General features: G+C 40.4%; 16 protein-coding genes, 2 pseudogenes and 1 other annotated feature. Of the genes and pseudogenes, 4 read left to right on the forward strand and 14 right to left on the reverse strand.

All coding sequences use genetic code 11. The annotated features are described in order from the left end of the window. A pseudogene (locus tag ACIQ0C_RS23435) lies at positions 1-189 on the forward strand (NAD(P)/FAD-dependent oxidoreductase); the annotation flags it as partial. Positions 190-397: 208 nt separating this feature from the next. Here the strand turns inward: ACIQ0C_RS23435 and argS are convergent. From argS to ACIQ0C_RS23455, 4 genes are all read right to left on the reverse strand, one after another. Next, on the reverse strand, positions 398-2,071 hold the full coding sequence (gene argS / locus ACIQ0C_RS23440; protein ID WP_403064429.1) for an arginine--tRNA ligase: 1,674 nt from the start codon (positions 2,069-2,071) through the stop codon (positions 398-400). 40 nt (positions 2,072-2,111) lie between these two features. After that, positions 2,112-2,330: a binding site (T-box leader), on the reverse strand. Between the two features lie 67 nt (positions 2,331-2,397). Next, entirely contained in the window at positions 2,398-2,943 is a 546-nt protein-coding gene (locus ACIQ0C_RS23445; protein WP_403064432.1) for a response regulator, read from the reverse strand. Positions 2,944-3,035: 92 nt separating this feature from the next. Further along, a complete protein-coding gene (gene desA / locus ACIQ0C_RS23450) occupies positions 3,036-4,067 on the reverse strand; it encodes a Delta(5) desaturase DesA (protein ID WP_403064435.1) in 1,032 nt (343 codons plus the stop codon). A gap of 263 nt (positions 4,068-4,330) precedes the next feature. After that, the gene (locus ACIQ0C_RS23455; RefSeq protein ID WP_403064437.1) at positions 4,331-4,840 is read right to left on the reverse strand and encodes a DinB family protein; all 510 of its coding nucleotides are present in this window, start codon (positions 4,838-4,840) and stop codon (positions 4,331-4,333) included. Between the two features lie 278 nt (positions 4,841-5,118). Between ACIQ0C_RS23455 and ACIQ0C_RS23460 the strand changes: the two genes are divergently transcribed. Further along, complete coding sequence (locus ACIQ0C_RS23460; protein ID WP_403064440.1) at positions 5,119-6,528, forward strand: LysM peptidoglycan-binding domain-containing protein; 1,410 nt, start codon at positions 5,119-5,121, stop codon at positions 6,526-6,528. Positions 6,529-6,558: 30 nt separating this feature from the next. Here ACIQ0C_RS23460 and ACIQ0C_RS23465 read toward each other — a convergent pair whose 3' ends face one another. Continuing rightward, entirely contained in the window at positions 6,559-7,455 is an 897-nt protein-coding gene (locus ACIQ0C_RS23465; protein ID WP_403064443.1) for a DMT family transporter, read from the reverse strand. Positions 7,456-7,498: 43 nt separating this feature from the next. Then, positions 7,499-8,632: an NADH-dependent flavin oxidoreductase gene (locus ACIQ0C_RS23470; RefSeq protein WP_403064446.1), complete on the reverse strand. Its 1,134-nt coding sequence runs from the start codon at positions 8,630-8,632 to the stop codon at positions 7,499-7,501. A gap of 135 nt (positions 8,633-8,767) precedes the next feature. Between ACIQ0C_RS23470 and ACIQ0C_RS23475 the strand changes: the two genes are divergently transcribed. Continuing rightward, entirely contained in the window at positions 8,768-9,634 is an 867-nt protein-coding gene (locus tag ACIQ0C_RS23475) for a LysR family transcriptional regulator (RefSeq protein ID WP_403064449.1), read from the forward strand. Between the two features lie 64 nt (positions 9,635-9,698). On the opposite strand, the gene ACIQ0C_RS23480 is transcribed toward ACIQ0C_RS23475, so the two are convergent. The 8 genes and pseudogenes from ACIQ0C_RS23480 to ACIQ0C_RS23515 all read right to left on the reverse strand — a co-directional run bounded on the left by ACIQ0C_RS23480 (position 9,699) and on the right by ACIQ0C_RS23515 (position 14,753). Then, complete coding sequence (locus tag ACIQ0C_RS23480; RefSeq protein WP_137020214.1) at positions 9,699-9,902, reverse strand: zinc ribbon domain-containing protein; 204 nt, start codon at positions 9,900-9,902, stop codon at positions 9,699-9,701. Between the two features lie 253 nt (positions 9,903-10,155). Beyond that, positions 10,156-10,698: a hypothetical protein gene (locus ACIQ0C_RS23485; RefSeq protein WP_403064452.1), complete on the reverse strand. Its 543-nt coding sequence runs from the start codon at positions 10,696-10,698 to the stop codon at positions 10,156-10,158. Between the two features lie 80 nt (positions 10,699-10,778). Continuing rightward, entirely contained in the window at positions 10,779-10,934 is a 156-nt protein-coding gene (locus ACIQ0C_RS23490) for a hypothetical protein (protein WP_403064455.1), read from the reverse strand. Positions 10,935-11,085: 151 nt separating this feature from the next. Then, positions 11,086-12,042 carry an ABC transporter permease gene (locus ACIQ0C_RS23495; protein WP_403064458.1) on the reverse strand — a complete coding sequence of 319 codons (957 nt, stop codon included), beginning with the start codon at positions 12,040-12,042 and terminating at the stop codon, positions 11,086-11,088. Then, positions 12,039-12,971 carry an ABC transporter ATP-binding protein gene (locus ACIQ0C_RS23500; RefSeq protein WP_403064461.1) on the reverse strand — a complete coding sequence of 311 codons (933 nt, stop codon included), beginning with the start codon at positions 12,969-12,971 and terminating at the stop codon, positions 12,039-12,041. The genes ACIQ0C_RS23495 and ACIQ0C_RS23500 overlap by 4 nt, the downstream gene beginning before the upstream one ends. A 250-nt stretch (positions 12,972-13,221) precedes the next feature. Further along, positions 13,222-13,458, reverse strand: a complete 237-nt coding sequence (locus tag ACIQ0C_RS23505) for a hypothetical protein (RefSeq protein WP_403064464.1) — start codon at positions 13,456-13,458, stop codon at positions 13,222-13,224. Positions 13,459-13,507: 49 nt separating this feature from the next. Then, a pseudogene (locus ACIQ0C_RS23510) lies at positions 13,508-14,001 on the reverse strand (GNAT family N-acetyltransferase). A 101-nt stretch (positions 14,002-14,102) separates the two neighbouring features. Next, positions 14,103-14,753 (reverse strand): HAD family hydrolase, encoded by a 651-nt coding sequence (locus ACIQ0C_RS23515; protein WP_403064575.1) that lies wholly within the window; start codon positions 14,751-14,753, stop codon positions 14,103-14,105. Between the two features lie 287 nt (positions 14,754-15,040). Here ACIQ0C_RS23515 and ACIQ0C_RS23520 point away from each other — a divergent pair, with 287 nt between their 5' ends. Next, positions 15,041-15,838: a peptidoglycan-binding protein gene (locus ACIQ0C_RS23520; RefSeq protein ID WP_402843577.1), complete on the forward strand. Its 798-nt coding sequence runs from the start codon at positions 15,041-15,043 to the stop codon at positions 15,836-15,838. Positions 15,839-15,920 lie beyond the last annotated feature (82 nt).

Genomic DNA, 15,920 nt, shown 5'->3' on the forward strand with positions numbered 1-15,920 from the left:
GGCAAGAAACTTGAAGTATTTTCACCTGTAAACTCAGGTACACTTGCGAGCCTTGGCCGTAAGGATGCGGTGGCAACCGTCGGGGCCAATAACACTTCACTTAAAGGCCTGCCGGCTACATTGATGAAAGAAGCAAGTAATGTTCGCTACCTATCACACATCAAAGCCCTATTCAGCCTAGCTTATTAATTCATTATCGCCGTGACATGTTCACGGTGCATGCCCTTATTCCCGGTTGGGAGTAAGGGCATTTTTCAATTCAGAAAAGGCGGGTACCCGCTGAAGGGGTCCCGCCATAATTCACTCTAATTGCATAGACGTTAAGCCAAGGTGGATCAATCGCATCGCAAATGCTTTGGCCTTCACCTACGATGATTATCCTGGTGTTTTTTTCACCTTACATTTTATTCGGTGCTGAAATTCCCAATAAACTTAGCGCATCCTTCAATACAATCGCTACGGAAAAAGCGAATGAGAGCTTCATTTGTTTCCATTCATCTTCAACTAAGATTTTCGAATGTGCATAATACTTATTGAATGCACGCGATACATGCAAGCTGAATTTCGCGATTTGGGATGGATCGGCTTGTTCAAATGATTTTTGGACAATGATCGGGTATTGCTCAAGCAGCTGGATGACTGGCCACGCATATTCCCCTAAAGCGTCAAAATGGATGGCCTGCTCTTTAAAATCACCTTTTTCAAGCAATGAGGAAATTCGCGCAAATGTGTATTGTACATATGGGCCCGTTTCTCCCTCAAAATTCATCATTTGCTCTAATGAAAAATCAATATCGTTCATGCGGTTATTTTTTAAATCATTAAAGATTACCGCTCCGACACCAACCTGTCTTGCAACCAATTCTTTCTCTTCAAGCGCTTGATTTTTTTCTTCAATATTGCGCTTCGCAGTTTCGATCGCCTCTGCCAATACATCCGCAAGCAGCACGACTTTCCCTTTACGTGTCGACATTTTCTTACCGTCTTTTAGCATCATGCCAAATGCCACGTGCTGTAAGTCTTTTGACCACTCATACCCCATTTTCTCAATGACCTTAAAGAGTTGTTTAAAGTGCAGCGATTGTTCGTTTCCGACCACATAAAATGTTTTCTTTGCCTCATACTGTTTTTTACGATACAGTGCTGCAGCTAAATCACGTGTGGCATAAAGTGTCGCACCATCCGTTTTCGTAATCAAACAAGGCGGCATATCTTCCAATTGCACGACATAGGCACCTTCGGATAAGGCAAGCAGGCCTTTTTCTTTTAGTTCCCCGACAACAGCATCCATTTTGTCATTGTAAAACGCTTCGCCGGCATAGGAATCAAAACGGATGCCCAATAAATCATAAATCATCTCGAATTCTTTTAAAGACGCATCCCTGAACCATTTCCACAATGCCAATGCTTCCTCGTCGCCGTCTTCAAGCGACTTGAAGCTTGCGCGTGCTTGTTCATTCAACGATTCATCCGTTTCAGCTCTTTCATGGAACTTCACATAGATTTTCAATAATTCCTGAATCGGCGAAGCTTCGATTGCCTCTTTGTCGCCCCACAGCTTATACGCGACAATCAACTTACCGAATTGCGTGCCCCAATCTCCTAAATGATTGATACGCACGGCATTGTAGCCATTTTTTTCGGCAATGTTGGCCAGTGCATTCCCTATGACCGTTGAACGTAAGTGCCCCATGGAAAAAGGTTTGGCAATATTCGGGGAGGAATAATCAATCACGACATTTCCCTGTCCAGTCTGCATCGAACCATACTGATCCTTTTCCCTTAATATCGTTTGCAGCACGTTTTCCGTCACCATCTGTTGATTGACGAAGATATTCAGATAACCTCCCACTACGTTCACTTCTTGAATCAACGTACTGTTTAATTGTTGGGCTATTTCCGAGGCAATCACCTGAGGCGATTTTTTGAATTTTTTCGCAAGAGTAAAGCACGGAAAGGCGACATCGCCTAACTCCATCAATTTTGGCTTTTCCATTAATTTTTCTATTTCACTTGCTGGCATTTCATTGTTCAAAGCAGTTGAAATCAATTCTGCAATTGGTTTATTCATCGACATTTTCCCTCCTAAACAAAAAAGCCCCCGCCTCTAAATAAGAGACGAGAGCATGAATTCCCGTGGTACCACTCTAGTTGCCACAAATTGCGGCCACTTTCCATTGTTAACGAGGTGACTCCCCGATATTCCCTACTAAACGTTTCAAGAAATTTCTCCAAAGTGCGCTTCATTCATCCGTCCTGCATTAGGCTCCCACCATCCCTAACTCGCTTTCCATTTCCAAATGAACTACTCTCTTCATCACAGAATTTTCAATATTATAATTTAATCCATCGTACACAATTTAAAAAAACGTGTCAACAGGATTTAAGAAACAAATCCTAACCAGCCGGTAACTTCATTTTATCCTTGATGTTGGAAAAATATTTCCTTACTGTCCCTATTGTGTCGCCTTTCTGATTGGACGGTTCCATTTTGGATTGACCATCGGCCAACAGCCCTAACACTCCCATTTCCCGGCCATTATGGCTGGAAGACCCATCAATAAGTTCTGGGGAGTATATTCGCTTGCCATCCATTATGCCGCGAATCGAACAGGCTAACTCTTCACCCGGGCTATCCTTCAATAAATAACCACTTACATTAGCCTTTAATGCGAGTTGAAAATAACCATTCCTTCGAAATGTCGTTAAAATGACCACTTTACACTCAAATGACCTTAATGCTTCTGCTGCCTCAAGTCCGCTCATTACAGGCATCTCCATATCCATGATACATACATCAGGCTGTAATTGGTGTACAAGAGCCATCGCTTCTTCTCCATTACTGGCTTGCCCGACAATTTCTAGATCTTCTTCAAGATTGAGTAGAGAACTTATTGCCTCTAACAGCATTTGCTGATTCTCTGCAATGACAATTCGAATCATTTTAAGTTCTCTCCTTTATCGAGTTCCTTATATGAAGCAAAGACTCCCCAAATCCGAGGATTATTAAGGGAGTCTGGAATGATACATGAACGTTACAGTTCAGATTTCACTTGAGCGGGAACACTTTTTTTCGTTAAATATTTTATGTCCTTGAAACTGACAAAATTCTTGGATTCCTCATCCCATAAACGGAAACGGAGTGAGCGCAAGCTTGTCGCAAGAGTAATCGTTGGAACGTTCTCTAAAGGCTGCGTATTATTGTGCGCCATTTCCAATTTATAGTTAGGCACCCTTGGACTTAAATGGTGAACATGATGGTAACCGATATTACCTGTAAGGAACTGCATCAATTTCGGAAGCTTATAAAAAGAACTTCCTTCCACTGCTGCCAACACATATTCCCACTCCTCATTTTCTTCAAAATAAGAGTCCTCAAATGTGTGCTGGACGTAAAACAGCCAAATGCCGACTGAACCAGAAATCATGAAAATGGAACCTTGTACCAGAAGGAAAGACTGCCAGCCTACTGCCAGGCAAAGCAATGCCGCTAAAGCGACGATTATTACATTGGTCAAATACGTATTCATTTTTTCCTTCTTTCTAGCACCTTTACGGTTAAATCTGTTTTTAAGAAGGAAAACATAAATTGGTCCCAGACCAAACATGACCAATGGATTGCGATAAAAACGATAGGCAAAACGAAGTTTAAGCGGTGCAGCCAAATACTCATCAACAGTAAGGGTCCAAATATCCCCTGTACCCCGCTTATCCAGATTACCGCTTGTTGCGTGATGCACAGAATGCTCATGTCCCCATTGATCAAACGGGAATAAAGTCAAAACACCCATGATCGTACCGACTATTCGATTCGCACGGCGGTCTTTGAAAAATGAATGATGCGTACAATCATGAAAAATGATGAATATTCTCGTCAAGAATCCAGCAGCAAACACGGCAGGGATTAAAGCTAACCAATAAGAAACGGAAAGACTTATATATGCTAGGTACCATAAAATGATGAACGGCCCCAAGGTATTGATGATCTGCCATATACTTTGCTTTGTCGTTGATTGTTCAAAAGGAGCAATTTGTTTTCTCAAGGATTTCGTATTTTGCATGGTCATATTTCAATTGCACTTCCTTTTATTTGTCGTTATTCATAGTATAAAGAAACCAACTTGATTTTATTAGTACCAGGTGTCATGACTAGAAGATGACAAATGTCATGTACAAGTCATTTCCACTGACAAACGTAAAAAAGGCCAACCAGTAAGAACCGGTTAACCTGTTCACATTTATTTCGTTATCTTCAAAATAACAGGTGGCCTTACTTTAAGGACAGGACTGTCAATGCTTACAGTCCTATCAGTAAGCAAATGCAATCCCGTTACTCTCCTTTTAAAAATAAATAAAGACCATAATCCGTCGAAGTAGAGGCATAACCCATTTGGCGCAACATGGCCGTGATATTGCCGCGGTGATATGTTCCATGATTCACGACATGCGGCACCAATTCGGCTGCACTTGTTTTCATTAGGCCGCCAGCTGGATTCTCAATCATAAGAGGCTTATTTAAATTTTCTTTTTCGCCAAGCAGCGATTTGTACCGCTCGGACAACTCAAAAAACATGGCCTCCATTTCCTCCAATTCCTTTGACTCTGTTTGTTCCTTCAGTTGTTCAGCCAGCTCCAATGCATGTTTCAGGCTTTTACCGGAAAAAACCTCCACCCACCCCAGATCGGAAAGATACACATGGGCCATCACACTCGATATCGATGAAAACACACTTTGAACTTCTTGATGGTAAACATCCTTTGGAAGCTCTTTTAAACGGTTGAAAATCTGATTATTTGCCCATATGTTAAAATCATAAAACTGTAATGCAAAATGTGACATTCGAACTCTCCCCTTTACTTACGAATCAATTGCCCTTCATACGGAATAATTCGTCCCACACGAAGGTTAGAAATGCCTTTCCACAATGTACCTCTATTTTATGGCTATTCTCCATAGTAAACTAGTAAAGTTAAATTTTACAAAGGGGAATTAAAATCATTGTGAAAAAATTCTTTGGATGTTTTATTATGTTAAGCCTTCTTTGTATGTGTCTCTTTCCAACCAGTGGTTATTCATCAAGTAAAACCCAATCTATAGGTTCTATAGGTTCTGTTAAAGTGGACAATACGAAAGTTTTTGGTTCTCCCAAATTAGGTTCTACTCTATTAAAGACCTTGAAGAAGGGCGAGGAGTTTCCCATCATTTCTTCTTCCGTCGGAGATTCTGCGGGTCCTATCATTCATAAAGTGAAGTCTGGAAACACATTATGGAAAGTGGCAAATCAATATGATGTTTCAGTAAGCGAGCTGCAAAAAGTGAATAAATTAACTTCTTCCGAAATAACTGTTGGCCAAAACCTGAAGATTCCCCAGAAATATAAGTTCCATAAGGTTGTATCAGGAGATACATTATGGAAGATTTCTACTAAATACAAGGTAACAACAAGTGATTTGACGAAATTAAATAACTTACATACGGTTACCCTTAAAGTTGGCCAAAAATTGAAGGTTCCGGATTATTACTACCAGGTTCAATTGCTTGGCGGAAAAAAGGGATGGATAAAGAAATCCCAGCTTCAAAAAAAGGCGCAAAACCGTATCGTCATGGGCTGGAAGCATAATGGATCGAAAGAAAGCTATACCCAGCAAATTAAACAACCCAATTTAAATGTAGTATCTCCCCGTTCTTACACGCTAACGGATACCGGTAATTACGTTTCCGTTTCTGTAGATACAAAATACGTCCAATCTGCCCATAAACAAGGAAAACAAGTTTGGCAGCTTATCGGGAATAAATTTGACCCCGTTTTAACTGGTTCTGTACTAGGCAATACAAAAAAACGCCAGAAATTAGTTTCAGCTTTACGGGATTCACTTGTTAAAACGAAAAGTGATGGAATAAATGTAGATTTCGAAAACATCGATCCAAAAAATAAGAAGGACTTTGTACTTTTCATAGGCGAACTAAAAAAGGCACTAAAACCGCATGGAATTAAAGTGTCTGTGGATGTCACCCGAGAAAATGACGATCCTTTTTGGTCAAAAAGTCTAGATAGGAAAGCACTTGGCAAAATAGCGGACTATATAATCATAATGGGTTATGACGAGCATTGGGGAGGGAGCCCGGTAGCCGGGTCCGTTTCCTCGTTACCTTGGATCAAAGAAGGAACCAAGCTTTTAATGAAAGAAGTACCTGCCCATAAGATCATATTGGCTGTACCATTTTATACGAGGGAATGGGTAACCGATTTGTCGACCAAAAAAGTGAAAAGTCATGACCGTACCATGGCTGAGGTCAACAAAATCATTTCATCTCAAAATCTTAAAAAGGTATGGGATAAACAGACTCAACAAAATTACGTGATGTATACTTCCAAAGGGAAAAAGCATCAAATTTGGATAGAGGATAAAAAATCGATGAAGCTCCGTGTTGACCTGGTAAAACAAAATCATCTAGGCGGTGCAGCTGCTTGGTACATTGGATCGGAAACCCCTGACATTTGGGATGTCTATCATTTTAATCAATAGTTAATGAAAAAATCATAAAGGAAAAAGGCCTCACATTGTGTGCGGCCTTTTCTGTATGACATCATTTTCGGTCGGTCCAGTCGTCTTAAGTGAATAGACCACCCCAATAAATATCAAGGAAATGCCCAGAATTTGAATGCCGTCCGGTTTAAATCCTGAAAGCAGAATATCCAAAAGGATGGCAACTGCCGGATCGACAAAAATCATGAAAGATACTACATTTGTAGGCAAATGGCGAATACTATTAAAAAACAGCAAATACACGACGCCTGTATGGATGATGCCGGTAAGCACCGTATAAAACCATTCGGAAGATTTTAAGGTTGTATATACGGAAAAATCGACAAAAGGAATCAGTACTAAAAATCCAATGAACATTTGCAGAAATGTAGTCGCATATACACTGGTCTTTGCAATGCTCTTTCCTAAAAGCATGGTTGCCGCATAAAAAAATGCAGCAATGATTCCATACATGATGCCTTCCCATTCAGGGGATGATGATCGAAATCCATCTGTTCCCATAATGAGTAATGTGCCAATGAAGCAAAGGGAAATGGCCAAGATGGAGAATACATTCATTTTCTCCCTAAAGATGAAGCTCCCTATAATGAGTACAATGATCGGCGCTAAATGATAAAGCGAAATGGCGATTGTCACCGATATCATCTCAAAAGATTTAAAGAGGAATATCCAGTTTAACAAGTTCGCCACCGCGCAGAAAATGATGAGCATTACCTCTCTACCATTCCATAGTTCGTTCTTGAAATGTCCTGTAATCATCCAGGCTGCACATAAGAATACGGCAGCACAAATGCAGCGAACAAAAACCAATTCCAATGCAGGAAGTCCTGATAGTTCCGAAAAGAAACCGACAGAACCAAAGATTGTCATGGCTAGAGACAGTTGAAGAAGTGCTATTTTATTCATTTAATTTCCCCTCATAAAATTTCCATTTTTTACATTCATACTATCATTTCTCGGGCATGCCGTCACGAGTAATGATATTCGCCCACATTCGATCCGGAATACTTAATTTACACCTGCTATCGCGCGGCAAGGTTGTCATGATCTCATCTTCCCTGCCTTCCTTTATTTTGGCTGCCCAGTCCGGTTCCATCAGTAATTCCCTTCCCAATGCGAAAAGCGGTATATTTTTCTCAAGCACAGCATTTGCTTCCTCTGGAGTATGAATCGATCCTAGTGATATGAAACTGGTCCTGCCAGCGATGATATCACGGAGAATTTCGGTCCTTGTCAATCCCCTGTTCAATCCGCTTCTAGGCATGGACCAGACATTTTTAACAGAAAGATGTAAATAGGAAAGCCCTTGGGTTGCCAATTTATCTACCAATGCAGCTGTATCCTCCATTTTCAATCCGCCTTCTTCCGGTTCTTCGGGGGAGAAGCGATACCCAATAATGAATTCCTTGTCTGCGTATAGATCACTGATCCGCTTCACCTCCGAAATGACGGCAAGTGGAAAATGCATTCTATTCTCCAAACTCCCTCCCCAATGATCTCTCCGTCTGTTAGAGTGGGGTGAGAAAAACTGCTGAATGAGATATCCATTCGCTCCATGGATTTCCACGCCGTCGAATCCTGAACGAATGGCATGGCGGGTGGCTCTTCCAAAGTCTTGAATAGTGGATAGAATCTCAGTGTGGCTCATTGACCTTGGAATGTACTCCCCGCCCATTTCTGTATAAACGCTTGCAATGACCCCGCTCGGACTAACCATTTTTTCTCCGCCTGTACAGCTTGGAAGACTCTCGCTTCCGCCATGATGAAGCTGGAGAATGGCTTTTGCACCTTTTGATTTGATTGTTTTTGAAAGCTCTGTAAGTCCAGCGATGCTTTGTTCATCATATACTTTCATTTGCCTGGGAAAGCTTGTCGCAACAGGGGAAATGGCGGCAGCGGCAGTAATGAACATGGCAGGTCCATCTGCCCTTCTTTTATAGTAAGCTAATTCCTCGTCAGAAACCAAGCCATCCTCTTGACCTGAATAAGTGGTCATCGGGGCAACTACAATCCTGTTTTTAAGAACCGTTCCATTAGAAAGCGTGTACGGTGAAAGAATTTGCCCATATTTTCGTTTCATCATTTTCCCATCACCCATTCGTATTTAAATTTGTAATTTTATTGTATTCTCGACCGCATCATAAGTAAAATGAATGTTTTTCATTTCTTCGATTAGAGTTTCTCATGTATAATCAATTAGAAGAAGGGTGTGGGGCATTTGAATTTTTTTCAACTGGAAGTCTTTTTACATGTTGTTGAACACGGAAGTTTTACGAAAGCGGGAGACCGGATCGGACTGACTCAATCAGGCGTGAGCCATAACATTACAGCACTTGAAACGGAACTTGGTGTGACTTTATTGAAGCGTGACCGAAAAGGTATAACACTCACGACTGCGGGAGAACAAGTAATTCCACATATGCGGGCCATCGCTGCCAACCTTGCACATATCGAACAAAAGATTGCAGCTGTGAATGGAATGGAAATCGGTAAAATAACGATTGGCAGTTTTCCAAGCTTCACTGCCAGATTCATACCAAAGCTATTCTCTATCTTTAAAGAAAAATACCCTAATATCGATTTGCTGATTCATGAAGGTGGATATGAGGAAATCTTAAAATGGATCGAAGAAGGAACAGTGGACATCGGCTTTGCAGCAAAACCAGTGAAGAACGTGGAATTCATCTCTCTGCTAAATGATCCTTTATCAGCTGTGGTATATGAAGGCCATCCACTTTCAGGGAAAACCGTATTGAAGCTAGAAGACTTCGTTGATCAACCATTCATCATGCTGCGATCTGGCTGTGAAACACTCATAGAAGATAGATTCCTGGAAGCCAAGATAAAACCAAATATTTCATACGACATAAAAGACAATCAAACCGTGCTCTCAATGGTAGCAGGAAAATTAGGCATCACGATTATGCCCGACCTGGCTTTACCGGAAAAAAACGAACACATCAAAAGCCTGCCCTTGAACCCGGAACTTTCCCGGGAGATAGGATTGGTCATGAAATCATCTAAACACCTTTCACCCGTCGCCAAGGAATTTACAAAAGTCGTTCAAGATCACTTCATCGGGTAATGGGCAGTATGAAAAAACAAGAATCCCCTTTTCCTGTAAAAGGGGATTCTTGTTGTGCCGATGGTCATCCCAAGAATAGATCCAGCAGATTACTGCCTGCAGATGATTGCTTATTATAAAACTCCGAATAACCGCACTGCTTGCAATACACAACCGTAAATTGATTATTCTGGACATCGAACATTTTTGACAAGCCTGTTCCTGTCATGGCTACATCCTTCTTGGCAGCATCATTGCTACCGCATTTCATACAACCCTTTTCGCTCATGATCCTTCATCTCCCAATTTATAAAAATGATAAATGCCGTTAAATACCGGTGCTCCCAAGCACCGTACACAATTAATTATACGGATAAAGCAATAAATGGTTTCAAGAATTATGAAAAAATGGAAATTTACCTCTTGATATTTCCCCTTAAACTTTAAAGTAGGCAAAGCATGTGAACATATTCTTTATCGCATCGCTTTCTTATTGACTTAAACAGCAAAAACCCTTAATCGGGGACGCTTGTGAAAAAACATTAAATGACACCTGCATCATCCAATCGTATTTCTGCGACCCTTCCACCTGGTACACACCAGAATTCCAAGGTAATATTTCGTTTATGGTCAATGTATCCGATAATATCGGCTCCCTGTTCATAACTTTTATAATAATGATCTCCGTACTTCGAAAGGACGTCCGCTTTCTTACTTCCTAATTTAATACCTTTGCTTGTTTGAAGGGAGTTTTCAAATTGGGCGTCGTCCGTACTTGAAATGATTAACCGCATGATTTTCCCTTTATCCTCGTCTGTATTGATAGAGGCCGTTTTTAACCCGCCTTTCCAATAATAATAATCATAAGCATTATTATTATCTTGATCGATGGGTTCACCATATTCCCTAATGAATTCTGGACTCGATATGTTATCCAACACTTTAAATCCCCCGATAGATTCATCAGACAAATCTGTTGATTTTGTCAAATTTTCAGAGAATGCCGAGTACACATAGAGCCCTAACGCTGCTCCAATAATTGTAAAAACAATGACTAACTTTCGTTTATAATGCATTTTCCCCATCTTTAAATCTGCTCCATCTCTATCAGATTATTTCCGCGCAGGCCGCAATTAAATAGTGTATTGTACATATGTAATTGGAGCTACTGACTAGCAAACAGGTAGGAACTGATCCCCATTGCGAATCCTCCGCCTATTCCGATCACTACGCCAGCAACTGTCCATTGTGATATGATCATGCCCATTAGAAATAAAGAAAATCCTGTAAGTCCAATTAATAGAACCTTATTTTTAGTCATTTTACACCCCTATATCCAACTGAATATCCTCATATTATCTTATACGGATAAATTTGGATAAAGGTTTCACTTTAGGCCAGATTCAAAGCAGTAACTTTCCCGTACATAAGAAAAACCGAAATCAGCCACTGATTTCGGTTTTTCGCTCTATTTAATTAGTGATATCTTTTTTCTGGAAGAAGAAGAAAGTTAGCACTAAAAAGATAAGATAATAGATTCCCAGTACACCCATCGAGAATCCAAGTGTAGCTCCATCGAACATTTCTATGGTTCCGGAAATATAGCCCCTTAAATCAAGATGCGGGAATAAGACGAACTTTAACCACTCGTATTTTCCGATGAATGATTGAATGACCATATTTAATGTCGAAGAGGCAAATAGGATGAAAATGGATATACCCACTGCAAGTGCTTGGTTTTTAAATAATGTGCTTAACATGAAAGCGATGGTCGTGATGACTAGAAATCCTGGTATCCAGTAAACGATCATGTCCACGAAATATTCGCCGACTACCACCGGACTGAATTCGAAAGATGCAGGATCCATGATTTTGTCTGAATACGAACCATTGCCAAAGAATATGATTCCGATTAGATAACTGAATATAAGTAGGCTCGCAAGTAGTAACGCTGCAAATAACAAGGAAGTAATATATTTGGAAAGCAGGATCTTCCAACGTTTATAAGGCCTGATCAACAGTTGTTTAATGGTCCCATCGGAAAATTCCGAAGAAACGAGCGAGCTGCAGACAATAACGACGAATAAAGTGACAAATGATGTTAATGATGTCGTCCATTCAGCCATATAGGTCCAATTCGTGTTTAGGTCAGGGTTTATATTATCGGCCAATAGTTGCTTGTTGTAATTAATGTCGTCCATGATGGCGGCTTTTTCATCTTCACTGATTTCCTTAGCTTCCAAAGCCTTTTCCTGTTCTTGGATATCGGCGTTTAACTCTTGCTTCCAATCTTTATTCGTTTCGTCAGGACTTAGTTTATAATCGATGACCGCAGCCCCTAATGCTGCCAATAATAGAAAAGCGATGAATATATAAGTTGATACTTTTGAAAAGATTTTCATCCATTCATTTTTTACTAAGGACATCATACAGACTCCCTCATTTCCTGCTCAGTGATTTCGAAGAATTTATCTTCCAACGATTTTCTGGTAATGCCAATTTCAAAGACATCCAGATCATTTACATTAAAACTCCTGTTTATATTGGCCGTTTGTTCTCGGGTGGCCGATACGGAGATTGTCTTTGCACCATTTTTCAGGATCGCAATATCCGCAAACTGTTCTTGAAGGATTTTTTTAGCTAGCTTCCCATCACTGACGGTGAATGAAACTTCATTGATCGTTTCGGTTTTTTCATCAACAATATGTTCTTTCGTATGAATCAGTTTTCCCTTTTCGATAACGGCAAAACTATCACACATCAATTGCATTTCCGATAGTAAATGTGATGAAATCAATATTCCGACGCCTTCACTTGCCAGTACTTTCAAATAATCACGAAACTCGCGAATCCCTTGTGGATCCAAGCCATTCGTCGGTTCATCAAAAATCAATAACGACGGTTTATGTAAAATGGCCTGTGCAACGCCAAGGCGCTGACGCATTCCCAATGAATATGTTTTAACTTTCTTATCGATGGCATGATCCAGTTTGACAAGCTTAATGACCTCTTCTATTCTCTCATTGGATATGTCATTGGATGACATCCGGGCATAATGCAGGATATTCTTTCTGCCTGTCATATACTTATAGAACTCCGGATTTTCAACAATGGCCCCCAATTCATTCATCGCACCTTCGAAATCATGATCGAGGTCACTGCCATTGATCATGACCATACCGCCCGTACGATTGATGAGACCCGTGATCATACGGATGATCGTGGTCTTACCAGCACCATTCGGACCAAGTAAACCAAATATTTCATTGCTTTTTATTTCAAAGCTAACATTGTCTACGATGGTTGCTTTTCCAATTTTTTTAGTTAAGGATTGAACCTTAAGAACCGATTCAGACATATAATACCTTCCTTTTTTATGAATTTCCAAAATCACACAAATTCAACATTACCATATTATGCATATTATTACTATACTGATATTCTTCTAATTGGGTATATTGAACCAATGCCTCCGTCGGCGTCAACTTCCCGCCCCCATTATCCAAAAACACTGCCTTCACTTTTTTTCTTCGAAATAGCAACAACTCCTATATATCGTTACCATTTTATACGATTCCGTAAGAATAAAGTTTCAGGATTAGGAAAATTTACCACAATTTAAACAATATATAGGTAAATCCGATAGAAATGGCCAGACCCATTGCAAATAGAAGGATTTTTCTAATATTGGAAGGTAAGAGCTTATATATCATCATTAAAATTACATCGATGAAATTCGTTGGTGTGCCGATCTCTTTGATCCCTTTCTTTTTGCCAAAAATGGAGAACCACATTACAAAAAGACCGCATAAAATAAAAATGATGGAAAAAATCTTATATCCCATTGTCTGTCACCCGTTTCCTCATAGGCTAAACGATATTGTTATTATTATCTTAATTTTCAAGTTTCAAAATGAATTCTTCCACCTCTTTGCCTCTTGCATGGGAATACCCTTTGTCCTCATCGAATCTTTCAAATCCGCATTTTTCCAGCACCCGGATGGATGCAAGGTTATCCTTGGCTGCACGGGCATAAACAGGGCGGACTTTTATTTTCGGCAAAAAATGGAGCAGTGCACCTGTAGCAATCCCTTTCCCCCAATATTGCTTCCCGATCCAATAACTCACTTCCGGGTTACCAAACTGTTCAAACATGAGAATGCTGCCCGCAACACATCCGTTGTGGATTATCGTCATTTTTTGAATATCCCGGTTCGATAAGATGTTCTTCCAGTGTGTCAAAAAAGCCGCCTTGTCTGATGGATCCTTGGATGTGAAAGCAGCCATATAGTTTGCGGCAGGATCCAATTGCTGCTCGAAAAGATAGGAAGATCACTCTCCTTGACCTCCCGCAGCCGGACTCCTTCGTCATTTGTTTGCAATCCCATAAACTCATCCTCCCCACCAAAACATAACCAGAAAAACCGAAGACTCTGCCTTCTTCGGCGCGGTTTCTTTCTTATATCTTACTATAATTACCGTTGAACTGTTATTGCTCAATATGCTTGATAACATCAGACAAGCTCTTATCCGCCATGGATCGGAGACGTAAATGATGGTTTTCAAAAGCTAAAGCGTCCGTCACGGGATTAGGAACGATTACACACTTTAATCCAGCAGTCAGGGCCGCTTGAAGCCCATTTAACGAATCTTCAAATGCTACGGCTTTTGTAGGCTGAATGCCCAGGACTTCAATTGCCTTTACATACAAATCAGGCGCTGGTTTGACTTTATCGACATCATCCCCTGTAATGATAACTTCAAAATAGTTTAACAGTCCGAGTTGCCCCAAATGATGAGTGACCCACTCTTTTGTCGAGCTTGAAGCGAGGGCTATTTTATATCCATTTCTTTTTGCTTCTTCTAAATAATCCTTCACACCTTCACGTGCTTGTGATGTTTTCATCTTTACTTCATGGAGGCTTTTTGCTCTGGATTCAATTTCTTCAATATTACACCTTTCCCCCAGCTGATCTTTGAAGTACTGATTTAGTTCAGTATTATCGGTTCCGATACATGTAACAAAATGTTCGAGAGGCAAATCAAATTCATAAAAAGCCATCGTTTCTTTATAAGCCTCATACCAAACCGTTTCCGTGTCTAAAATTAAACCATCAAAGTCGAAAATAACTGCCTTAATCGATTTCCTCCTTTAATCATGAAAAGAATTTCTAGTAACTTAAACGTACATGAATGAATGCCCCTGTTCAACCAAACGGTTCCATTCCGTTTCCATATGAAAATGGTTTTTTCCATAATTCGTTAATTAATAAGGATATGGTAACCCGATCTCTGCCTCATTTCTTTTCTTTCTGTTACATGTTTTAACAATTACTTAGTGCCTTTGCGGTGTTTTTCCTTAACTGCGCCTAAAAGGGTGATAGTTTAACGAATGGTTTAATGCAGGAAACAACGAGGAGGATAAACATGAAGAAAATATTATTAACGATCCTAACGGCTTCTGTATTCATTCTAGGAGTTTGTATGCCAACTAAAGGCGAAGCCGCTGCTTTGGATCGCACACTTTCATTTGGGATGAGTAATAGTGATGTAGAACAATTACAAGAATTATTACTGACAAAAGGGGTTTTTCCCTATCATGAAGCAACAGGTTACTATGGACCGATAACAAAGGAATCCGTAAAGAAGTTTCAGGAAAAATCAGGGCTGAAAGTCGATGGAATATCAGGAACACAAACGAATCAGAAAATACAGGTACTAAAAAGCGGGGATATGGGAAGACCTGTAGCTGAACTGCAAAGGCTATTGAAAGCCTGGGATGTTTACACATCAACGGTCGATGGCATTTATGGAACGGGTACAAAACAAGCAGTCATGAACTTTCAAAAGCAAAAGGGATTATCCGCTGACGGTATAGCCGGTGCACGGACCTTCAGTAAATTAGAAGAAAGAGCCAGTTCCGCGAGCTCTGCCGTTAAAGAACTGACGGTTACAAGTACAGCTTATACTGCGAGCTGTGAGGGATGTTCAGGCACGACTAGAATGGGTGTCGATTTAGAAAAATATGATGATGCCAAACTGATAGCAGTCGATCCGAACGTGATTCCGCTAGGCTCCATCGTTGAAGTCGAAGGCTACGGACAAGCCATCGCTGCAGACACGGGCGGTGCGATCAAAGGAAACAGAATCGATGTATTCATCGCAAAAGAATCGGATGCTTTGACGTGGGGAAGAAAGCAAGTGAAGGTAAGAGTAATTAAATGATGCATGACATAAACATCGTTTTAGTTTAGATACATAACAAAACCGGAAGAGCATGTATTGAATCCATTCATGCTCTTTCGGC

The organism is Peribacillus sp. NPDC096448 (assembly GCF_044762675.1).
GTDB lineage: Bacteria > Bacillota > Bacilli > Bacillales > DSM-1321 > Peribacillus > Peribacillus frigoritolerans_B.

What these genes read in the sequence shown, in the direction of transcription:
- ACIQ0C_RS23490 (WP_403064455.1), bottom strand. Translation starts at nt 10,934, where the DNA reads ATGACTAAAAATAAGGTTCTATTAATTGGACTTACAGGATTTTCTTTA.
- desA (WP_403064435.1), bottom strand. Translation starts at nt 4,067, where the DNA reads ATGACCATGCAAAATACGAAATCCTTGAGAAAACAAATTGCTCCTTTT.
- argS (WP_403064429.1), bottom strand. Translation starts at nt 2,071, where the DNA reads ATGAATAAACCAATTGCAGAATTGATTTCAACTGCTTTGAACAATGAA.
- ACIQ0C_RS23505 (WP_403064464.1), bottom strand. Translation starts at nt 13,458, where the DNA reads ATGGGATATAAGATTTTTTCCATCATTTTTATTTTATGCGGTCTTTTT.
- ACIQ0C_RS23465 (WP_403064443.1), bottom strand. Translation starts at nt 7,455, where the DNA reads ATGAATAAAATAGCACTTCTTCAACTGTCTCTAGCCATGACAATCTTT.
- ACIQ0C_RS23520 (WP_402843577.1), top strand. Translation starts at nt 15,041, where the DNA reads ATGAAGAAAATATTATTAACGATCCTAACGGCTTCTGTATTCATTCTA.
- ACIQ0C_RS23485 (WP_403064452.1), bottom strand. Translation starts at nt 10,698, where the DNA reads ATGGGGAAAATGCATTATAAACGAAAGTTAGTCATTGTTTTTACAATT.
- ACIQ0C_RS23470 (WP_403064446.1), bottom strand. Translation starts at nt 8,632, where the DNA reads ATGATGAAACGAAAATATGGGCAAATTCTTTCACCGTACACGCTTTCT.
- ACIQ0C_RS23495 (WP_403064458.1), bottom strand. Translation starts at nt 12,042, where the DNA reads ATGATGTCCTTAGTAAAAAATGAATGGATGAAAATCTTTTCAAAAGTA.
- ACIQ0C_RS23445 (WP_403064432.1), bottom strand. Translation starts at nt 2,943, where the DNA reads ATGATTCGAATTGTCATTGCAGAGAATCAGCAAATGCTGTTAGAGGCA.
- ACIQ0C_RS23455 (WP_403064437.1), bottom strand. Translation starts at nt 4,840, where the DNA reads ATGTCACATTTTGCATTACAGTTTTATGATTTTAACATATGGGCAAAT.
- ACIQ0C_RS23500 (WP_403064461.1), bottom strand. Translation starts at nt 12,971, where the DNA reads ATGTCTGAATCGGTTCTTAAGGTTCAATCCTTAACTAAAAAAATTGGA.
- ACIQ0C_RS23480 (WP_137020214.1), bottom strand. Translation starts at nt 9,902, where the DNA reads ATGAGCGAAAAGGGTTGTATGAAATGCGGTAGCAATGATGCTGCCAAG.